Annotated in this window: 11 protein-coding genes; 5 read left to right on the top strand and 6 right to left on the bottom strand. The window is 60.7% G+C overall.

Going from position 1 to position 15,788, the window contains the following annotated elements:
• From AXK12_RS01510 to AXK12_RS01500, 3 genes are all read left to right on the top strand, one after another.
• Positions 1-973 (top strand): class I SAM-dependent methyltransferase (locus AXK12_RS01510; RefSeq protein WP_156468774.1); only part of this gene is annotated, 973 nt, incomplete at its 5' end.
• Positions 974-987: 14 nt separating this feature from the next.
• Entirely contained in the window at positions 988-2,757 is a 1,770-nt protein-coding gene (locus AXK12_RS01505; RefSeq protein WP_068711016.1) for an ABC transporter ATP-binding protein, read from the top strand.
• Between the two features lie 8 nt (positions 2,758-2,765).
• Positions 2,766-4,067 (top strand): glycosyltransferase family 2 protein, encoded by a 1,302-nt coding sequence (locus AXK12_RS01500; protein WP_068711015.1) that lies wholly within the window; start codon positions 2,766-2,768, stop codon positions 4,065-4,067.
• A 402-nt stretch (positions 4,068-4,469) separates the two neighbouring features.
• On the opposite strand, the gene AXK12_RS01495 is transcribed toward AXK12_RS01500, so the two are convergent.
• From AXK12_RS01495 to purH, 4 genes are all read right to left on the bottom strand, one after another.
• Positions 4,470-6,167, bottom strand: a complete 1,698-nt coding sequence (locus tag AXK12_RS01495) for a hypothetical protein (RefSeq protein WP_156468772.1) — start codon at positions 6,165-6,167, stop codon at positions 4,470-4,472.
• Positions 6,168-6,236: 69 nt separating this feature from the next.
• Positions 6,237-7,622 carry a M20/M25/M40 family metallo-hydrolase gene (locus tag AXK12_RS01490; protein ID WP_068711013.1) on the bottom strand — a complete coding sequence of 462 codons (1,386 nt, stop codon included), beginning with the start codon at positions 7,620-7,622 and terminating at the stop codon, positions 6,237-6,239.
• 113 nt (positions 7,623-7,735) lie between these two features.
• Positions 7,736-8,557, bottom strand: a complete 822-nt coding sequence (locus AXK12_RS01485; protein ID WP_068711012.1) for a M48 family metallopeptidase — start codon at positions 8,555-8,557, stop codon at positions 7,736-7,738.
• Between the two features lie 61 nt (positions 8,558-8,618).
• Positions 8,619-10,250 carry a bifunctional phosphoribosylaminoimidazolecarboxamide formyltransferase/IMP cyclohydrolase gene (purH, locus tag AXK12_RS01480; RefSeq protein WP_068711011.1) on the bottom strand — a complete coding sequence of 544 codons (1,632 nt, stop codon included), beginning with the start codon at positions 10,248-10,250 and terminating at the stop codon, positions 8,619-8,621.
• Between the two features lie 64 nt (positions 10,251-10,314).
• On the opposite strand from purH, the gene AXK12_RS01475 reads away from it, so the two are divergent.
• Positions 10,315-10,734: a Co(2+)/Mg(2+) efflux protein ApaG gene (locus AXK12_RS01475; RefSeq protein ID WP_068711010.1), complete on the top strand. Its 420-nt coding sequence runs from the start codon at positions 10,315-10,317 to the stop codon at positions 10,732-10,734.
• A gap of 96 nt (positions 10,735-10,830) precedes the next feature.
• On the top strand, positions 10,831-12,195 hold the full coding sequence (locus tag AXK12_RS01470) for an MBL fold metallo-hydrolase (RefSeq protein WP_068711009.1): 1,365 nt from the start codon (positions 10,831-10,833) through the stop codon (positions 12,193-12,195).
• Between the two features lie 16 nt (positions 12,196-12,211).
• On the opposite strand, the gene mutL is transcribed toward AXK12_RS01470, so the two are convergent.
• Positions 12,212-14,248 carry a DNA mismatch repair endonuclease MutL gene (gene mutL, locus AXK12_RS01465; RefSeq protein WP_068711008.1) on the bottom strand — a complete coding sequence of 679 codons (2,037 nt, stop codon included), beginning with the start codon at positions 14,246-14,248 and terminating at the stop codon, positions 12,212-12,214.
• Positions 14,248-15,705, bottom strand: a complete 1,458-nt coding sequence (gene argH / locus AXK12_RS01460) for an argininosuccinate lyase (RefSeq protein ID WP_068711007.1) — start codon at positions 15,703-15,705, stop codon at positions 14,248-14,250. Before argH ends, mutL begins: the two co-directional genes overlap by 1 nt.
• Positions 15,706-15,788 lie beyond the last annotated feature (83 nt).

The following is a 15,788-nucleotide window of genomic DNA, read 5'->3' as shown; positions in this document are numbered from 1 at the left end:
GCAGCGTTTTGCGCAACTTGAGAGTCAAGGGGCGGCCAGTGCCGCTGCGGCCGAGCAGCGTTTTGCGCAACTTGAGAGTCAAGGGGCGGCACTGGCGCTAGCGACGCGCTCTCTGCTCCCCGAACTCGAAAAACACCTGCGGACGCTGCTTGAGTCGCCTAAGTTACCCGCCTCCTCTTCAGAACTATCCGATCAGGCGAGCAAAGCACTGGATACCGTGCAGGCCGCCCAATCGTTAGAGGCCGACGCGTTCTACTCCGCCTTTGAAGCCCGCTTTAGGGGGCCCCAAGAGCTCATCACGAAACGCCAATCCTACTACCTCCCGCACATCTCAGACGCCCGCGCAAAAGTAGCCAAGGCACAACCCGCACAGCTGCCGCCGCTGACCGGCACTCATGCCGAACTTTTTACGAAACTCCGCTCGGGCCAAGGCGTACTCGATCTCGGTTCAGGTCGTGGCGAGTGGCTGGAGCTGCTGGGGCAACAGGGCATCCCCGCTGTGGGCGTGGAGCTCAATCAGGTCTTCCTAAAGCAGTGTCGCGAGCGTGCCCTTGATGTGATCGCCGCAGACGTCATCGCCTGCCTCACTGCTGCGCCCGCCGAGTCTGTCGCCGTAGTCACTGGCTTTCATATTATCGAGCATTTGCCCTTCCCCGTACTCCAAGAGTTCATCCGCCAAAGTCAGCGAATCCTCTGCCCCGGTGGGATTGCCATCTTTGAGACCCCAAACCCGCGCAACATGCTCGTCAGTGCGGTTAATTTTTGGAGCGACCCGACCCACCTACATCCCGTCAACCCCGACTTCATCCAATTCCTCCTAGAGGATTCCGGCTTCAGCCAAGCGCGTGTCGAGTTTCTCAACCCCATGCCGCCGCTTCACCACGTCGGCGAGGCAGGTGACCCCGTCGCGCAACGCTTCAATGAGTTCTTCTACGGGCCACAGGACTTTGCTGTTATCGGCATCAAGCACTGAGCAAACTCCCAGCAATGCCTAAACAAGAACGGAGCCCCGATACCCGGCACCCGATCGCGATCGAAGTCGACCGACTCTCCAAAACCTATCGCGTCTGGGAAACTCCCCTTTCGCGCTTGCGAGTCAGTTTCTTGGAAGCCTGTGCACGCGCCGCGCGCCGCCTCTTGGGGCCAAAGAGTCCCCTCGCCGAGCGCATCGCAGTCGCCGCCCAACACGGGTTTCGCGAAATCCAAGCCCTGCGGGGCGTGTCACTCCAAATCGGACGCGGTGAAGTCGTGGGACTCATCGGCTACAACGGCTCGGGCAAGTCCACACTCCTGCAAATCATCGCAGGCACACTCTCCCCGACCAGCGGACGTGTCGAGGTGCGGGGTCGAGTCGCGGCCCTTCTGGAGCTTGGCTCTGGCATGAACCCCGACTTCACCGGTCGCGAAAATGCCTACCTCTACGGCTCCATCCTCGGCGTCTCCCGCCAGTTCCTCGAGTCCCGGATGCACGCCATCGAGACCTTTGCCGAAATCGGCCAGTTCTTCGACGACCCCGTGCGCACCTACTCGACCGGTATGGCCGCGCGGCTCGCCTTCGCCGTCCTCACCCAGCTCAACCCCGACATCCTGATCGTCGACGAAGCACTCTCCGTCGGCGACGCCTACTTTCAGCACAAATCCATCAACCTCATCCGCCAATTTCAGCAGGCCGGTAAGACCATGATCGTCGTCAGCCACGATGCGGCGACGATCAAGACGATGTGCACTCGCGCCGTCATCCTGGAGCACGGAAACCTCATCCGCGAAGGCCCGGCAATCGCCGTCTGCGACTACTACAACGCCCTGGTCGCCAAAAAACAAAAAGACCTCGAGATCCGACAAGTGGAGCGCGCTAAGGGCCACACCGTCACGCGCTCTGGTGATCGACGCGTCGTCATCGGCGATGTCGAGCTAATGAATGCCAGCGAAACCCCGACCCGCTCTTTCACGGTGGGCGAAAATGCGCGCATCGTTTGCGCCCTCGAGTTTCGCGACGCAGTCGAGGCGCCCACTGTCGGACTCCTAATCCGAGACCGACTCGGCAACGATGTCTATGGCACCAATACTCACCACCAAGGCGTCGCACTCGGCGACTTCACTGCAGGCCAATCTGCGGAAGTCCGCTTCGCACTGCCGCTCCGCTTGGCCCCCGGTCGCTACTCGCTCACCGTCGCTGCACACTCGGGACACACCCACCTCGCGGCAAACTACGATTGGCAAGATAACGCCGTAGTCTTCTCTGTGCTTCCCGGCGCGGAAGCCCCCTTCACCGGGACTGCCTTTTTACCGACCACAGTCGACGTCAGTCGCGATAAAGTCGCCCCCCTACGCGCCTACCAATGGGGACACACGCTCTCCTTCTCGGCGGATGGAGACGCGGTTCGCTACAAACTCCACGGCTGGGCCATAGCCGAAGACGAGTTTACTTGGACAGAAGGGCCGGAGGCGGCCCTTCGCTTCGACCTGCCCGCCTCCCCAAAACGCAATCGCACACTGAAGCTATGCGCAGGCGCCTTCTGCACCTCAGAAATCCCCGCTCAGCGCGTCCGTATCGCGCTCGACGAACACGAACTCGGCCAGCTTCAAATCAGCGAAACGCGGGAGTACTCCCTCGCGCTTCCCAGCACACTGATCGCCACACAAGCTCGCCACCAACTCTCATTTAAACTGCCCGATGCGACCTCGCCCGCCGCACTCGGTATCTGCGACGACTCCCGCCTACTCGGACTCCAACTCTTTAGCTTAAAAATCGAATAACTCACCCCATGCCCGCTGCTGCCCCGCCCCCTATAGCCACCTCGCCACGCTACCATATCGACCGCCCCTCAAACTTTGAGCGATTCCCCACACGCCTCCTCATTCTCACTGGCTGGTGCTTCGCCGAAACAGGCCCCGCTGTAGTCTCTATCTTACTACGCTGTGATAACGGACACAGCCTCTCGACCCCCGTCGCCCTAGCTCGCCCCGAAGTAAAGGCCGCCACCCCCACAGCCCCTAGCGAGACGATCGGCTTCGAGCTGCGCGGTATCCTAGAAAAAGGTCAGCGTACGCTATCCGTCTTTGCCCGACTCGAAGATGGCAGCGAACACCTGCTCTTTACCCGAAATACACGCGTGTGCGATAGCCTGCGCCCACTCTGGCTCCGAAACGCACGGGCCCACTACGACGAATTCTTCGAGTCCCAAGCCTCCAACCAAGCCCGCTACGCCCCGCGCCCGATCTCCCCAGAGCGTTTTCCCACGCATCCCGTAAAGGCACGCCTCCGCGACGCCTCCCCGCGCTTCGCCATCGTTACCCCTTCCTACAATCAGGCCCTCTGGCTGCCTGAAACCATGGCTAGCGTGCTCGACCAACAGCCCGGCGCACAAGTCGACTATGTCCTCCAAGACGGCGGCTCGACAGACGGCAGCGTCGAGCTAATCCGAGCCCAAGCCGACCGGCTTCACGCCTGGGAAAGCGGCCCCGATGGCGGCCAATCCCGCGCAATCATAAACGGCTTTGCGAAAACCACCGGCGGCCCCGACGACCTCATGGCGTGGCTAAACTCCGATGACTTTTACCTCCCGGGAGCCCTCCGCTACGTAGCCAACTACTTCGCCACACACCCAGAAGTCGACGCCGTCTACGGACATCGGATCTTGGTCGATGAACACTCTAGGGAAATCTCGCGCTGGTGGCTCCCCAGCCACGACCACGCGCTGACGCTCATCAACGACCCCGTCCCCCAAGAAACCCTCTTTTGGCGACGGCGGATCTGGGATAAAGTCGGCGGCCTCAACCCCGACTACCGCTACGCGATGGACTGGGAACTCATCCTGCGCTTCCAGGCAGCCGGAGCACGCATCGTCCGGCTCCCCTACTTCCTCGGCTGCTTCCGCACCCACGCACTCCAAAAAAGCTACGCCGAACAAGAATCCGGAGCGATTCATGAAACCCTAAAACTGCGCGAGCGCGGCTTTGGACGCCCCTTTACGCCAATGGAGTTCTCCACCCACCCCCGCCTCCTGCGACACCTGCGCCGCAGCGCACTCACCGAGTGGCTTTGGAAACGCGGCATCCGCATTTAATAGCCAAGCCGGGTTAGTTTGATTTGCGCGCCGCATCCTGTCCGCGAGGTAAATGTCAGAGGTCACAGACCTCCACTACGCGTGGGGCGGCAGGCTGTGCCTGCACCCGTTCAATTTGGGATTTCTCATCGCGCTATCGCGCGAAAGCGAAATCCCAAATTTGAAAGCATTTCCCCCTGTCGCGTTGCGACAGGGAGAGGAGTAAAAGGGAGAGTAGAGTGATAACCCGTTTGGGCGAAGTGGGAAAAATCACGAATAAACTCCCGCCCCAAAGTTTGGGTTCCTTTCTACCGAACGCTTGGCCGCTGTGCGAATGCACAGCGGCCAAGCGTTCGGTAAATGGGTGCAGCGACACGCTGCCGCCCCACGCGTAGTGGGAAAGTGGCCCACGCGTAGTGGAAGCTACTCCAAAACGTGGAGGTTGGTCACACAGAACGCCAAAGGGCGGGTATCAGGCGGGACAAAGCTAGCGCCCTGACTTGTCTCGAAGCGCAGTACTGTAGTCCCCGGCTTTAGGACAACGCCCTCTACCGTCACGCGGACCTTATCCTTCAGCGCATCAGTATGCCAGAGCACTGCTCCAGAGGCGTCTCGGAGCGTCAAATCCCGCGCCTCTAGCGAGTGAATCGAAAATTCCAACGCCACTGTTTCTGAAGTGGGCAACTTATTCCGAAGCGTCACTTCCGATGGACCGCTACTCCAAACCCACTTCCCCCGCCCAGAGTACTCTGCAATGTACCAGCCTGACGAAAACTCCACTGATATTAAACCCTTTTGAGAAAAAGAAGACCGGGTACGCCGGTGATCGGGTAGCGACTGCTCAAACCGGACGATTGACTGTACTTGCTTTGTACTATCTAAAATAACATGAATTTCAGTAAGGAGGGTAAGGTTTCCGAGAATCAGAATAGGAATCCAGTGCCGCGTGCGGGGGACAAGGACATTAAACGCAAGTTGCATAGGTAACAACACGCGAAAAGAGGCCCCTGGGAAGCCTTCCCAAACCGCCTCACCGAGCACTGCCATTAAGAGCGAAAATGAGGCCCCGATACGCCACCAAGGCTTATCCCACTTGGGACGTAATAGGAAAAATGCACATTGTACACTCAGGGCTAAAAGGCCGAGAAGACATAGAAAAGAGAGGTTTGGAAGCCCTCTTCCGGTTAAAAAGTCCTGAGAGAAAGCATCGACTGCATTAAATTTTAGCCTCCAAGCCCAGCCCCCAAACGGCCAAGTAAAATTATTTAAACCTGCACTGGGGGGTAGACCCAAGACTTTATCTATATAAAAAACCCAAAGGACCAAAGGGCTTAATACCAATAATGACTGAAGAATGAGTGTCGGCCACTTACGCGGCGTTAAAAGCGCCTCATGCCTCAGGAAGGGAGTGACACTTAAAACATTGGTCTCCTTGGCCAAACCGCTAAGCCCAAGCACGGTAGCGGCCAACCAAGGCTTATTTTTTTCTATTAAGAAAACGCCAAAGGCCACGAGTAATAAACTGGGCCCATCAGTTAACGCACGCATCATACTCGCCCACATCCCAGCGCAGAGTAAGACTCCAGTCCACCGAAACCAATTCTGCCAAGAGTTTGGAGGAAACCACCAAAGCAGTAAGACCGCGAGCAAAACCCAGCAAATCACATTCTGAAGCGTGTAAGCGTGAAGCACTGCCCCAGGATTCCCCCAGCCCATCAAATAGGCCGAGAGACTCATTAATATTCGTCGCCCTCTATACGAAAGGCTATCTACAGACTCAAGGAGCTCCGGATTGCGCAGCGTAGGGTCTACCGCGATCTGCGCATAAAACTGACCATCATACCCGTAGGAATTTTCGTGTAGGTAGTAATTAGTCTCTCCTAGCTCACTAATAACTGCGGGCTGCTTACTTCCAAAAAAAACTAGGTAAGAGAAACCCTTCCCCGGAATATAAAAACTAGAAAAAACAGAAAAAAAGACCGCAACAACTACCAAGTAGGCAAGACGCACTAATGTTTTTTCATGCCGCTGAAAGGTGTTTTTAATAAAAAGGAATCGAGTCGCCCATTTCCCCTCGGTATCGGGACTGCATTTTACGACGCTATCTGCTGTTGCTGGCATTTGCGAAAACGACAGTTCCTGTTTGATAGTAGCAACACAATTTTCTTCCCGAAACGAATAAGGCCCGCCTCAGGTACGGGCCATGTTTCGCAACGCGGTTTCGATTGTGGTGATGCCCTTCTGCATGATGCCCAGGTCGAAGCTTTCATTGGGCGCGTGTAGGTTATCTTCGGGCAAGAACAGCCCGAGCATGATCGCGTCAAGCCCGAGCTCCGCTTTCAAGTCGGCGATTAGCCCCACCGAGCCGCCTTCGCGCAGGTAAAAGGGCCGCCCGCCCCAGACTTCTTTAACTGCGGCTTCGACTGCCCGAAAGCCCGCCGCCAAGCGTGGCGATTGATCGGCGGGCGTGTTGCTTCGCCCGGGCGGCACGACGAGATAGGGCTCCGCGTCGTGCTGCGAGAGGAGCTCCATCTTGAGCCCCGCGGGCGCACGCTCGCGCAGGGTTTTAAAAATCTGCGCTTTGATCGCCGCAGGATTTTGCTTCGCCACCAAGCGGCAGGTCACTTTCGCCCGCGCCACACTCGGAATAACCGTTTTCGCCCCCTCTCCTTGGTAGCCGCCGCTAATCCCGTTGAACTCTAGGGTCGGCAAAAACCGAACCGCCTCAAAGGGGCTGTAGCCGGGCGGCGTGTAAAACTGTGAGACGCCGAGAAACTTCGCGTAGTCGGCCTCGTTTAAATCCAGCGCACGCAGCTCCTCTCGCTCCCAGTCCTCGACCTCACAGACCTCGTCGTAGAAGCCGGGCACATTCACGCGACCGTCCGGCGTGTGCAGCGTCGCGCACAATTCAGCGAGGGCTTGGATGGGGTTCAAAATCGCGCCGCCGTGTCCGCCCGAGTGCAAGTCCATCGCCGCATTTGTCAGCGCGATTTCAAACGAAGCGATGCCTCGTAGCCCTACCGTAATCACCATTTGCTCCGGGCTCGGAATCCCCGTGTCGGACATAAAAATGAAGTCCGCCCCGGCGAGTTTGTCCCGGTGCTCGCGGAGGAAGGTTTTGAAATTCACGCTGCCGATTTCCTCCTCGCCCTCGACGACGAAAGTAAGATTGAGCGGCAAATCAGGAGTGGCCTCCACGAGGCGCGCAACGGCAGCGATGTGCGCCATCAGCGGCCCCTTGTTATCGGCAGTCCCGCGCCCGTAAATCCTGGAGCCGCGCACTTGCGGCTCAAAAGGCGGCGTCTCCCAAAGGTCGAGCGGGTCGGGTGGCTGCACGTCATAGTGTCCGTAGATGAGGACGTGCGGCGCAGTCTTCGCCGCTTCACCCCGCGCAGGTCGCTTCGCGACCACGACCGGATGCAGCGCAGTCGGCACATACTCCACCGCGAAACCAATCTCGCTCAAAAGCCCGCCCACGAAATCCCGCGCGCCCGCCATGTGCGGCGCAAAGGCCGGATCTGCCGAAACACTCGCATGCGCCACGTAGGCTTTCAGTTTTTCAATCGGGTCAAACATGCGCCGTAGCGTGGGCTACCTTTTGACCGCTTCGAGCCATTTCGGGGCGATGGCCCGCTTTATTTTAACGCGCTGACTGCGCCGCCCGTTGGGCACGCGGCGAGATAAGAAAACTACGACCTGTCTGCAAAGCGGTCTTTATTGGCCAAGTAGGTCTCGCGGTATTTCGGGGCGGCTTTGCTTAGGTCGGCGATTCGTTGCGCGTTGGTCGGGTGGGTCGAGAGCCAAGCCGGCGGCGCGTTTTCGTGATCCGAAACCGCATCCATTTTTTGCCAGACGCGCACCGCCGCCTCCGGGTCGTAGCCCGCGAGTGCCGCGTAGTGCAGGCCCATCAAGTCCGCCTCTTGCTCGTCTTTGCGCGAGTGTGGCAGCACAAAGGCCGCGTTGGTGATGCCGCCATAGGCTTGTTTAAACAGCTCGGTGTTTTCGACCATCGCGCCGCCCACCGCACCGATCACGCCAACAATCATCCCTTGCGACATCCGCCTACCGCCATGCCGCGCGACGACGTGCCCGATCTCGTGGCCGATGACCGCCGCGAGCTCATCATCGTCGTCGAGCAGAGCCATGAGGCCGGTGTAGACGCCGACCTTTCCCCCGGGCAGCGCGAAGGCGTTGAGCGTGTCGGAGTCGAAAACGACGAACTCCCAATTCGCCTCCGGCACTGCCTCGCCAATCACCTCGGCGAGCCGCCCCGCGATTCGCTGCACACGCGCATTGGCGGCCGGGTCACGACTAATCTTCTCTTCTTCCTTAATCCCGTTAAACGCTTGCGCGCCCATCCGCACTTCTTCGCCCACACTGGTGAGCACCGTGTACGAGCGGCCCGTGACGGGGTTCACATAGCACCCGGCGAGGATCGCCAGCGCGACCGAGATGATGCAGGGCAGAAAAGGAAAACTGCTGCGAGAGGAGGGCGTCACTTTAGCGTTCATGGCAGAGCCGGGACGGAGTTTTTAGGGGGAGGGGAAAACGGACTTTGTATGCGCGCGCAACTTAATGGCGGAAGTGCCGGATGCCAGTAAAGACCATCGCCATCCCGCGTTCGTTGGCCGCGGCGATAACTTCCTCGTCGCGCACCGAGCCGCCTGGCTGGATCGCGCAGGTGGCACCCGCCTCCGCCGCCGCAATCAGTCCATCGGCAAAGGGAAAGAGTGCCTCGCTCGCGACGACCGAGCCACGCAGGTCGAGCCCCGCCTCGCCGGCCTTCCACACGGCGATCCGCGAGCTATCGACCCGCGCCATTTGCCCCGCGCCGACGCCGAGCGTTTGCTCGCCCCGACAGTACACGATGGCGTTGGACTTAACGTGTTTGGCGACCTTCCACGCGAAGAGCATCGAGGCCCACTCTTCCGCGCTGGGCTCGCGCTTCGTCACGACCTTAAACTCACTCGGCCGCCCGATGGTTTTGTCGCGGTCTTGCAAAAGCACGCCGCCGACCACCGAGCGGATTTCTTGGAGCGACTCCGCCCCGAGCCCTTCCTTTGCAATGAGCAGCCGCAGATTTTTCTTTTTGGCGAAAATCGCGAGCGCCTCGTCGCTGAAACGCGGCGCAATAATCACCTCGGTAAATATTTCTGAAATCGTCTGCGCGAGCGCTGCGCCGAGTGTGTGGTTGACCACGATGATACCGCCAAAGGGCGCCTGCCGGTCAGTCGCGTAGGCCGACTCCCAAGCCGCTTCCAGCGTGTCCGCACTCGCGACACCGCAGGGGTTGGTGTGCTTGAGAATCGCCACCGTAGGCCGCTCGAACTCGCCGATGAGGTAAGTCGCTGCCGTGATATCGAGCAGGTTATTATAAGAGAGCTCCTTGCCTTGGAGCTGCTCGTAGTGCGCGTGAAAGCTGCCGTAGAGCGCGGCTTGTTGGTGAGGATTTTCGCCATAACGCAGCGTCTGCGCTTTTTGGTAGGAGAGCGTAAGTTGCTCGGGGAAACCGCTGAGCGCCGCCATGTCGGGCACCTCGTCCGACGCATCAGCGCGCGCGCCGCCCGCCGCATCCTTAGTGTTTTCCAACTCGCCCAGCCGGGCCGCCAAGTAGTTGGAAATCGCCCCATCGTAGCGGGCCGTGCGCTCGAAAACTTTTAGCGCGAGCTTGCGGCGCAGTTCGCGCAACGCGTCTACCGACGCCGCGTTTGCCGAACCCGATTTGCCAAGTGCCGCCAACACCGCGTCGTAGTCCGCCGGGTCGCAAAGCACCGTCACGCTCTCGTGGTTTTTGGCCGCACTGCGCAGCATCGAAGGGCCACCGATATCAATGTTCTCAATCGCCTCCTCAAGGGACACACCCGCGCGCGCCACCGTTTCCTCAAAAGGGTAAAGATTTACGACTACGAGGTCGATCAGCTCGATACGATTGGCCGCCGCCTGGGCGAGATGCGCCTCGCTATCGCGCCGACACAAGAGCCCGCCGTGAATCTTCGGGTGCAGCGTTTTTACACGGCCCTCCATGATTTCGGGAAAGCCCGTGTGCGCACCGACCTCCGTGACCGGCAGGCCCGCCTGGAGCAAGGCCTGCGCGGTGCCGCCTGTGGAGAGCAGCGTGTAGCCGTGCTCGTTAACGAGGGCGCGCGCGAAGGCGACTAGACCGGTTTTATCGCTGACGGAAAGGAGGGCGAGTTTTGCTGCCATAGATCGACGATTTGGGGCGGAAAGCTTTTGCACTGCAACCCGTTCGTGCACAGCTTGCCGCGCTGTGTCCCTACCCTCCTGCGAACTCCCCGGCCTCAGCGCCCGCCTCGATAAGCTCTGCTATCACAACGGTGGGGTGAGCCTGCCCGCAGATAAGCCGCACGCCTTCGTCTACTTCATCACGCTGCGCAATGCCTCCGATCGCACAGTGAAACTTCTCGCGCGCAAATGGGTGCTCGAACACGAAGACGGCAGCCGCGCCGTGCTCGAAGGTGACGGCATCGTGGGCGAGACGCCGCGACTGGCGCCCGGCGAGGCGTTTAGCTACAACAGCTACCACGTCACCGGCTCCAGCGCAGTGGCACACGGGGCCTTCCACGGCGTAGATGCCTACGGTAACAAAATCCACGTCATCCTGCCGCCCTTTGCGATGAAAGTGCCCGAGGGGCAAATCCAGGAAAATCGGACGGGCGACTGCCCGTAGCCGCGAAGCACGCGGGCAAAGCTCCCAGAATAAAACGCGCCGCCGCGCGTGCAAAGAAGCTGGCGTGTCATAGTAATTCTGCTGCTTTGCGCAGCGATGAAGTTAATTGATTTGAATCGCGAAGGCGGCATCGGGGCCAATTGCCTGCTCCTCGAACTGGCCGGATTGCGCATCCTCGTGGACTGCGGGCTCAACCCGAAACAGGTCGGCCGCGCGGCCACTCCCGACCTCGCCCGACTGCGCGAGCTCCCGCTCGATCTGATAATTATCACGCACTGCCACCTCGACCACATCGGCAGTCTGCCGGTCGTCATGCGCGAGCACCCAAGTACGCCGGTCATCATGAGTTCCTCCAGTCGGCTGCTCATTGAGCGGATGCTGCGCAACTCGGCCAGCGTCATGAAACGCCAAAAAGAAGAGGAAAACATCCCCGACTACCCGCTCTTCTCGCACGCCGAAATCGAGCGACTGCGCGGGCGCATGATGGGGCTCGCCTTTGGTCAGGCAAAACGATTTCGCGGGCATCACAGCGGGAGCGAGATCGAGCTCATCTTTCACCCCGCCGGCCACGTCGCTGGCGCCGCCGGCGTCGAACTCGTCCACAAGCATCGGCATATCTTCCTCACCGGCGACGTGCTCTTTGAAGACCAACGCATCGTCCCGGGGGCGAAGTTTCCCAGCGGGCACTTCGATACGCTCGTCATGGAGACTACGCGCGGCGATACCGATAGCTCCGATATCGCCTTGCGCGGCGATGAGTTTGCCCGGCTCGTCAAATCCATCAACGACACCATCCAGCGTGGCGGCTCCTTCCTCATCCCCATCTTCGCACTCGGGCGCATGCAGGAGGTCCTCACCGTCATCAACGATGCGCGCAAGTTTGGCCGCCTCGTTGACTGCCCCATTTACGCCTCCGGGCTCGGGATGGATTTGGTCGACTACTTCGACGAAATCTCCCGCAAAACCCGCCACATCCACTTTAACCGATCAATCGTCAAAGACCTCCAACTCCAGCCCCTGCCGCGCAAGCTCGAGGCCGGAAAAGACCCGCAGCAAAACGCACTCTACATCATTAGCTCCGGCATGATGGTCGAGAAAACGCCCAGCAACACGCTCGCCTCCGGCCTCGTCGGCCACGCACGAAATACCATCGGCTTCGTGGGCTATTGCGATCCCGATACGCCCGGAGGCCAACTCCTCGCCAGCAAACCCGGCGACTCCTTTCTCTTTGAAAAGGCGGGCGTGAAGACGAAGGTCAAAGCCCGCGTCGAGCGCTTCGAACTCAGCGGCCACGCCGACCGCGACCACCTCCTCCAATTTGCCGTGCAAGCCGCTCCGCGCGCCATCGTGCTGACCCACGGCGACGCGCCCGCCCGCAAATGGTTCTCTAACCAACTCACCGAGCAACTCCCCAACGCCAAGGTCATCGACCCGACTCCCGGCGAGGAATATCAAGTCTAGCCGGCCACCCAATAGCTCATAGACCCGCAAGCAAGCGAGCGAGCGCCGTGTGGCTTAGCTCCACGTAGGTGGGGCGACCGGCAGGGCTTGTTAGCGGGTGGCTGGTCGCGAAGAGTTCGTCGAGGAGTGCACGCAACTCTTCCTCGCTTGGATTCGTGGGCAAACGCACGGCGCGCGAAATCGCCAGTCGCGCGAGCTCCTCGCGCATAAGATCGAGGTTGTTTTCATGAAAACGGCCTTCGCGAACTTGGCCCAAAAAATCGCGCACAAAGCCCTCTGCCTCGGCGGGCTCCATCCATGTCGGTACCGCTTCAATGCGAAAAAAATTCCGGCCAAACTCGTTAACTTCCACGCCGTGTTCAGCGAGGAAGCTTAGGCGGTCGAGGAGCAGCGCAGTCGCTATCGGGTCGAGTTCCAGCGGCACGGCTAAAAGCAGGCGTTGGCTGGGCACGCTCGCATTGCGAAACTGCGCTTGTAGTCGCTCAAACCATACGCGCTCGGTCGCCGCGCGGCGGTCGAGGAGCAGCAGGCCCGCCGCCGTCTCAAAGAGCGCATACGCGCCATGCACCACGCCCACAAAGCGCAGCCTTAGCGTGTTTGTATTGGGCACGCTCCCGGTGATCGAATGTCCGGGCCCTTGGGCGGCGCTCGCTAGCGCCGTGTCTAGGCTGCTTTTATTTAGTAGCGCACTCTTTGCTGCGCCGTCGGGACTCTCTCCCCTTCCCCCGCGCCTGCTCGCCGCGTGGCCAAGCCTTTGGGCTTCGCCCAATTCGTAGGCGCTTACGGGTGCAAACGGCTGGAGTTTGCCCGCAGTCGAGGGAGGGACTGCGCCCGCAGGCCAAACGGTTCTTGGAGCCGTAAAGGGCGAAAGTTGCGGCGCAGGGAGTGCTGCTTTTTCGCCCGAGAGGGCGATCACTCGGCCTCCCGTTTGAGGAAGCGCCGCGGAGTGGAGCACGGGCACAGCGGCAGCCGGAGTAGGTGGAGCTTGGGCTTCCCCCGAGGCGGGCGAGCCAAACTCCGCGCCGAGCTCGCGCAATCGCGCGAGCACGCTGCGTATCACAAAACCGCGCACGGCGGGCTCGCTGCGAAAGCGCACTTCGCGTTTGGCGGGGTGCACATTTACGTCGACCGCTGCCGGGGCACACTCGAAGAACAAAAAGGCCAGCGGGTAACGGCCTTTCGGCAGCGACTCGTGGTAGCTCTCGATTAACGCGTAGTTGAGCGTGCGGCTGTTTACGGGCCGTTGGTTGACGAAGATGACCATCTCGTGCCGCGTCGCCCGCCCCACCCCGGGCCGCCCAATCAGTCCGCGCAAGCGCATCGGCCCGCCCGCTCCCGCAGTGCGTGCGCCCGCCTCTTCGCTGCCCTCGCTCGCGTCAATCGGCACGAGTGCCTCGGCCGTTTGCCGCCCAAAAATCTCGGCCACGCGCTCGGCCAGTGTCGCACACTCGGGCGACTTAAAAATCACTCGTCCGTCTTCGATCAGCGTAAACGCGGCCTGCGGGCTCGCGAGTGCGTAGAGCCGCACACACTGGATAATGTGCGCGGCCTCGGTCTGGTCGGTTTTGAGAAACTTGCGTCGTGCGGGCACCGAGTTGAACAAGTGCGTCACCACGATCCGCGTGCCGACGGGCCGCCCGCACTCGCGCACATGGACGATCCGGCCCGCGTTGATGAGGATTTCAGTGCCTTCTTCGGCCCCACGCTCGCGAGTCTGAAGTTCGAAGCGCGAGACGCTCGCGATTGAGGGCAACGCCTCACCGCGAAACCCGTAGCTCCCGATTTGGTCGAGGTCAGCGGCCTCGGCGATTTTACTCGTCGCGTGCCGCTCCAGCGCGAGCAGCGCGTTGTCTTGGCTCATCCCGTGGCCGTTGTCCTCGATGCGCATGAGCGCACGCCCGCCGTGGCGAAACTCGACTTCAATCCGCGTCGCGCCCGCATCGAGCGCGTTTTCCACAAGCTCCTTTATGACGGCCGCAGGCCGCTCAATCACCTCGCCCGCAGCGATCTGGTTGGCGACTCGGTCTGGGAGGATGCGGACTTTCTCAGCCATTATTTTTTCCGCTTAGACGGCCCTGTCTTAGGCTTGGCGGCGGCCTTTTGCGCAAGCGGCTGCGCGAGGCGTCTTTTCCAGCGCGCAAGTTGGCGGCGTAGCTGCTCCGGGCCGGGCATCCCTGTGCCGCAGCGTTTGGCCAGCGCACGCGTGAGATCGAAGACCTCGCGCCAATCTTCACCAAAGCCTGCGTGCACTTTGCACACTTCCCGCGTATCGAGCGCGTCGAGTGCCACCGCGCGTTTCTCGGCCAGGGCGACGACTGCGCCCACCGCGTGATGCGCTTCGCGAAACGGCACACCGCGCTCCACAAGATAATCGGCCAGATCGGTCGCGAGCAACGCAGGGTCGGCAACCGCCGCCGCGCACTCCCCTTCGTTAACGCGCAGGCCACCGACTGTTCCGGCCAGAACATCGGCGCAGAGCGCGACTTGGTCGAAGCTATCAAAGACCGGTGGCTTATCCTCCTGCAAATCGCGGTTGTACGTCATCGGCAGCCCTTTCGCCAGCGTGAGCAGCGTATGAAGGTTGCCTTGGAGGCGCGCGGACTTGCCACGCAGCAGCTCGCACGAGTCGGGGTTTTTCTTTTGCGGCATCAACGACGAGCCTGTGCAAAACGCATCCGGCAGCTCGACGAAGCCAAACTCCGCACTGCTCCATAAGATGAGGTCTTCGGCCATTCTGGAGAAGTGCACGCCCACAATCGCGCACGCGCTGGCGAACTCGATAAACACGTCGCGGTCGGCGACGGTATCCATCGAGTTTTGCGTAACCTGCGGGCGGCCCCGCGCATCGACGAAGCCGAGCAGACGGGCCGTGTGCTCGCGGTCGATCGGGAGCGTCGTCCCCGCAATCGCCCCACTGCCCAGCGGACACCAGTTGGCTTGCGCCGCGACTCGAGCGAAGCGATCGCGGTCGCGCTCCAGCATTTCCAGCCAAGCAAACAGGTGGTGCGCAAGGTAGACCGGCTGTGCGCGTTGCAAGTGCGTGTAACCCGGAATGAGCGTGGTGGCGTTTTCCTCGGCCACGCGGAACAACTCGCGCTGAGCCCCCGCCAATCGCGCGTCGAGCTCGGCGCACGCGGCCTTAAACCACAGCCGCATATCGGTCGCCACTTGGTCGTTGCGGCTGCGCGCCGTGTGCAGCTTGGCCGCCGCCGGCACTCGCTGCGTAAGCGCCTGCTCGATGTTCATATGCACGTCTTCGAGCGCGACATCCCACGTAAACTCGCCTGCCTCAATCTCGCCCAAAATCTGCTCAAGCCCCGCATCAATCGCCGCACGCTCCTTTTGCGTAATCAGCCCCACATGCGCGAGCATGGCGGCATGCGCACGACTGCCCGCGATGTCGAACGGCGCAAGCCGCGAGTCGAAGGATACCGACTCGCTAAACCGCTGCATCAACTGCGCCGGGCCCGCCGCAAAACGACCGCCCCAAGTGACTTGTTTTCTAGCCATATGACTAAGCAGCACAGAAACCCGCGCCCGCCCGCGCAAGCCTCGCAGCGGCTTTTTATTTGGCGCAGGACACTTTCCCACTG

The sequence above is a fragment of the Cephaloticoccus capnophilus genome (assembly GCF_001580045.1).
In the GTDB taxonomy this organism is placed as follows: domain Bacteria; phylum Verrucomicrobiota; class Verrucomicrobiia; order Opitutales; family Opitutaceae; genus Cephaloticoccus; species Cephaloticoccus capnophilus.
The sequence above is the reverse complement of the archived record's forward strand: the minus strand, read 5'-3'. Positions and strand labels throughout refer to the sequence as shown.

Bases quoted from the DNA above. Each gene is read 5' to 3' on its own strand.
- argH (WP_068711007.1), bottom strand. From the start codon at position 15,705: ATGGCTAGAAAACAAGTCACTTGGGGCGGTCGTTTTGCGGCGGGCCCG.
- AXK12_RS01470 (WP_068711009.1), top strand. From the start codon at position 10,831: ATGAAGTTAATTGATTTGAATCGCGAAGGCGGCATCGGGGCCAATTGC.
- AXK12_RS01485 (WP_068711012.1), bottom strand. From the start codon at position 8,557: ATGAACGCTAAAGTGACGCCCTCCTCTCGCAGCAGTTTTCCTTTTCTG.
- AXK12_RS01500 (WP_068711015.1), top strand. From the start codon at position 2,766: ATGCCCGCTGCTGCCCCGCCCCCTATAGCCACCTCGCCACGCTACCAT.
- purH (WP_068711011.1), bottom strand. From the start codon at position 10,250: ATGGCAGCAAAACTCGCCCTCCTTTCCGTCAGCGATAAAACCGGTCTA.
- AXK12_RS01495 (WP_156468772.1), bottom strand. From the start codon at position 6,167: ATGCCAGCAACAGCAGATAGCGTCGTAAAATGCAGTCCCGATACCGAG.
- AXK12_RS01505 (WP_068711016.1), top strand. From the start codon at position 988: ATGCCTAAACAAGAACGGAGCCCCGATACCCGGCACCCGATCGCGATC.
- mutL (WP_068711008.1), bottom strand. From the start codon at position 14,248: ATGGCTGAGAAAGTCCGCATCCTCCCAGACCGAGTCGCCAACCAGATC.
- AXK12_RS01490 (WP_068711013.1), bottom strand. From the start codon at position 7,622: ATGTTTGACCCGATTGAAAAACTGAAAGCCTACGTGGCGCATGCGAGT.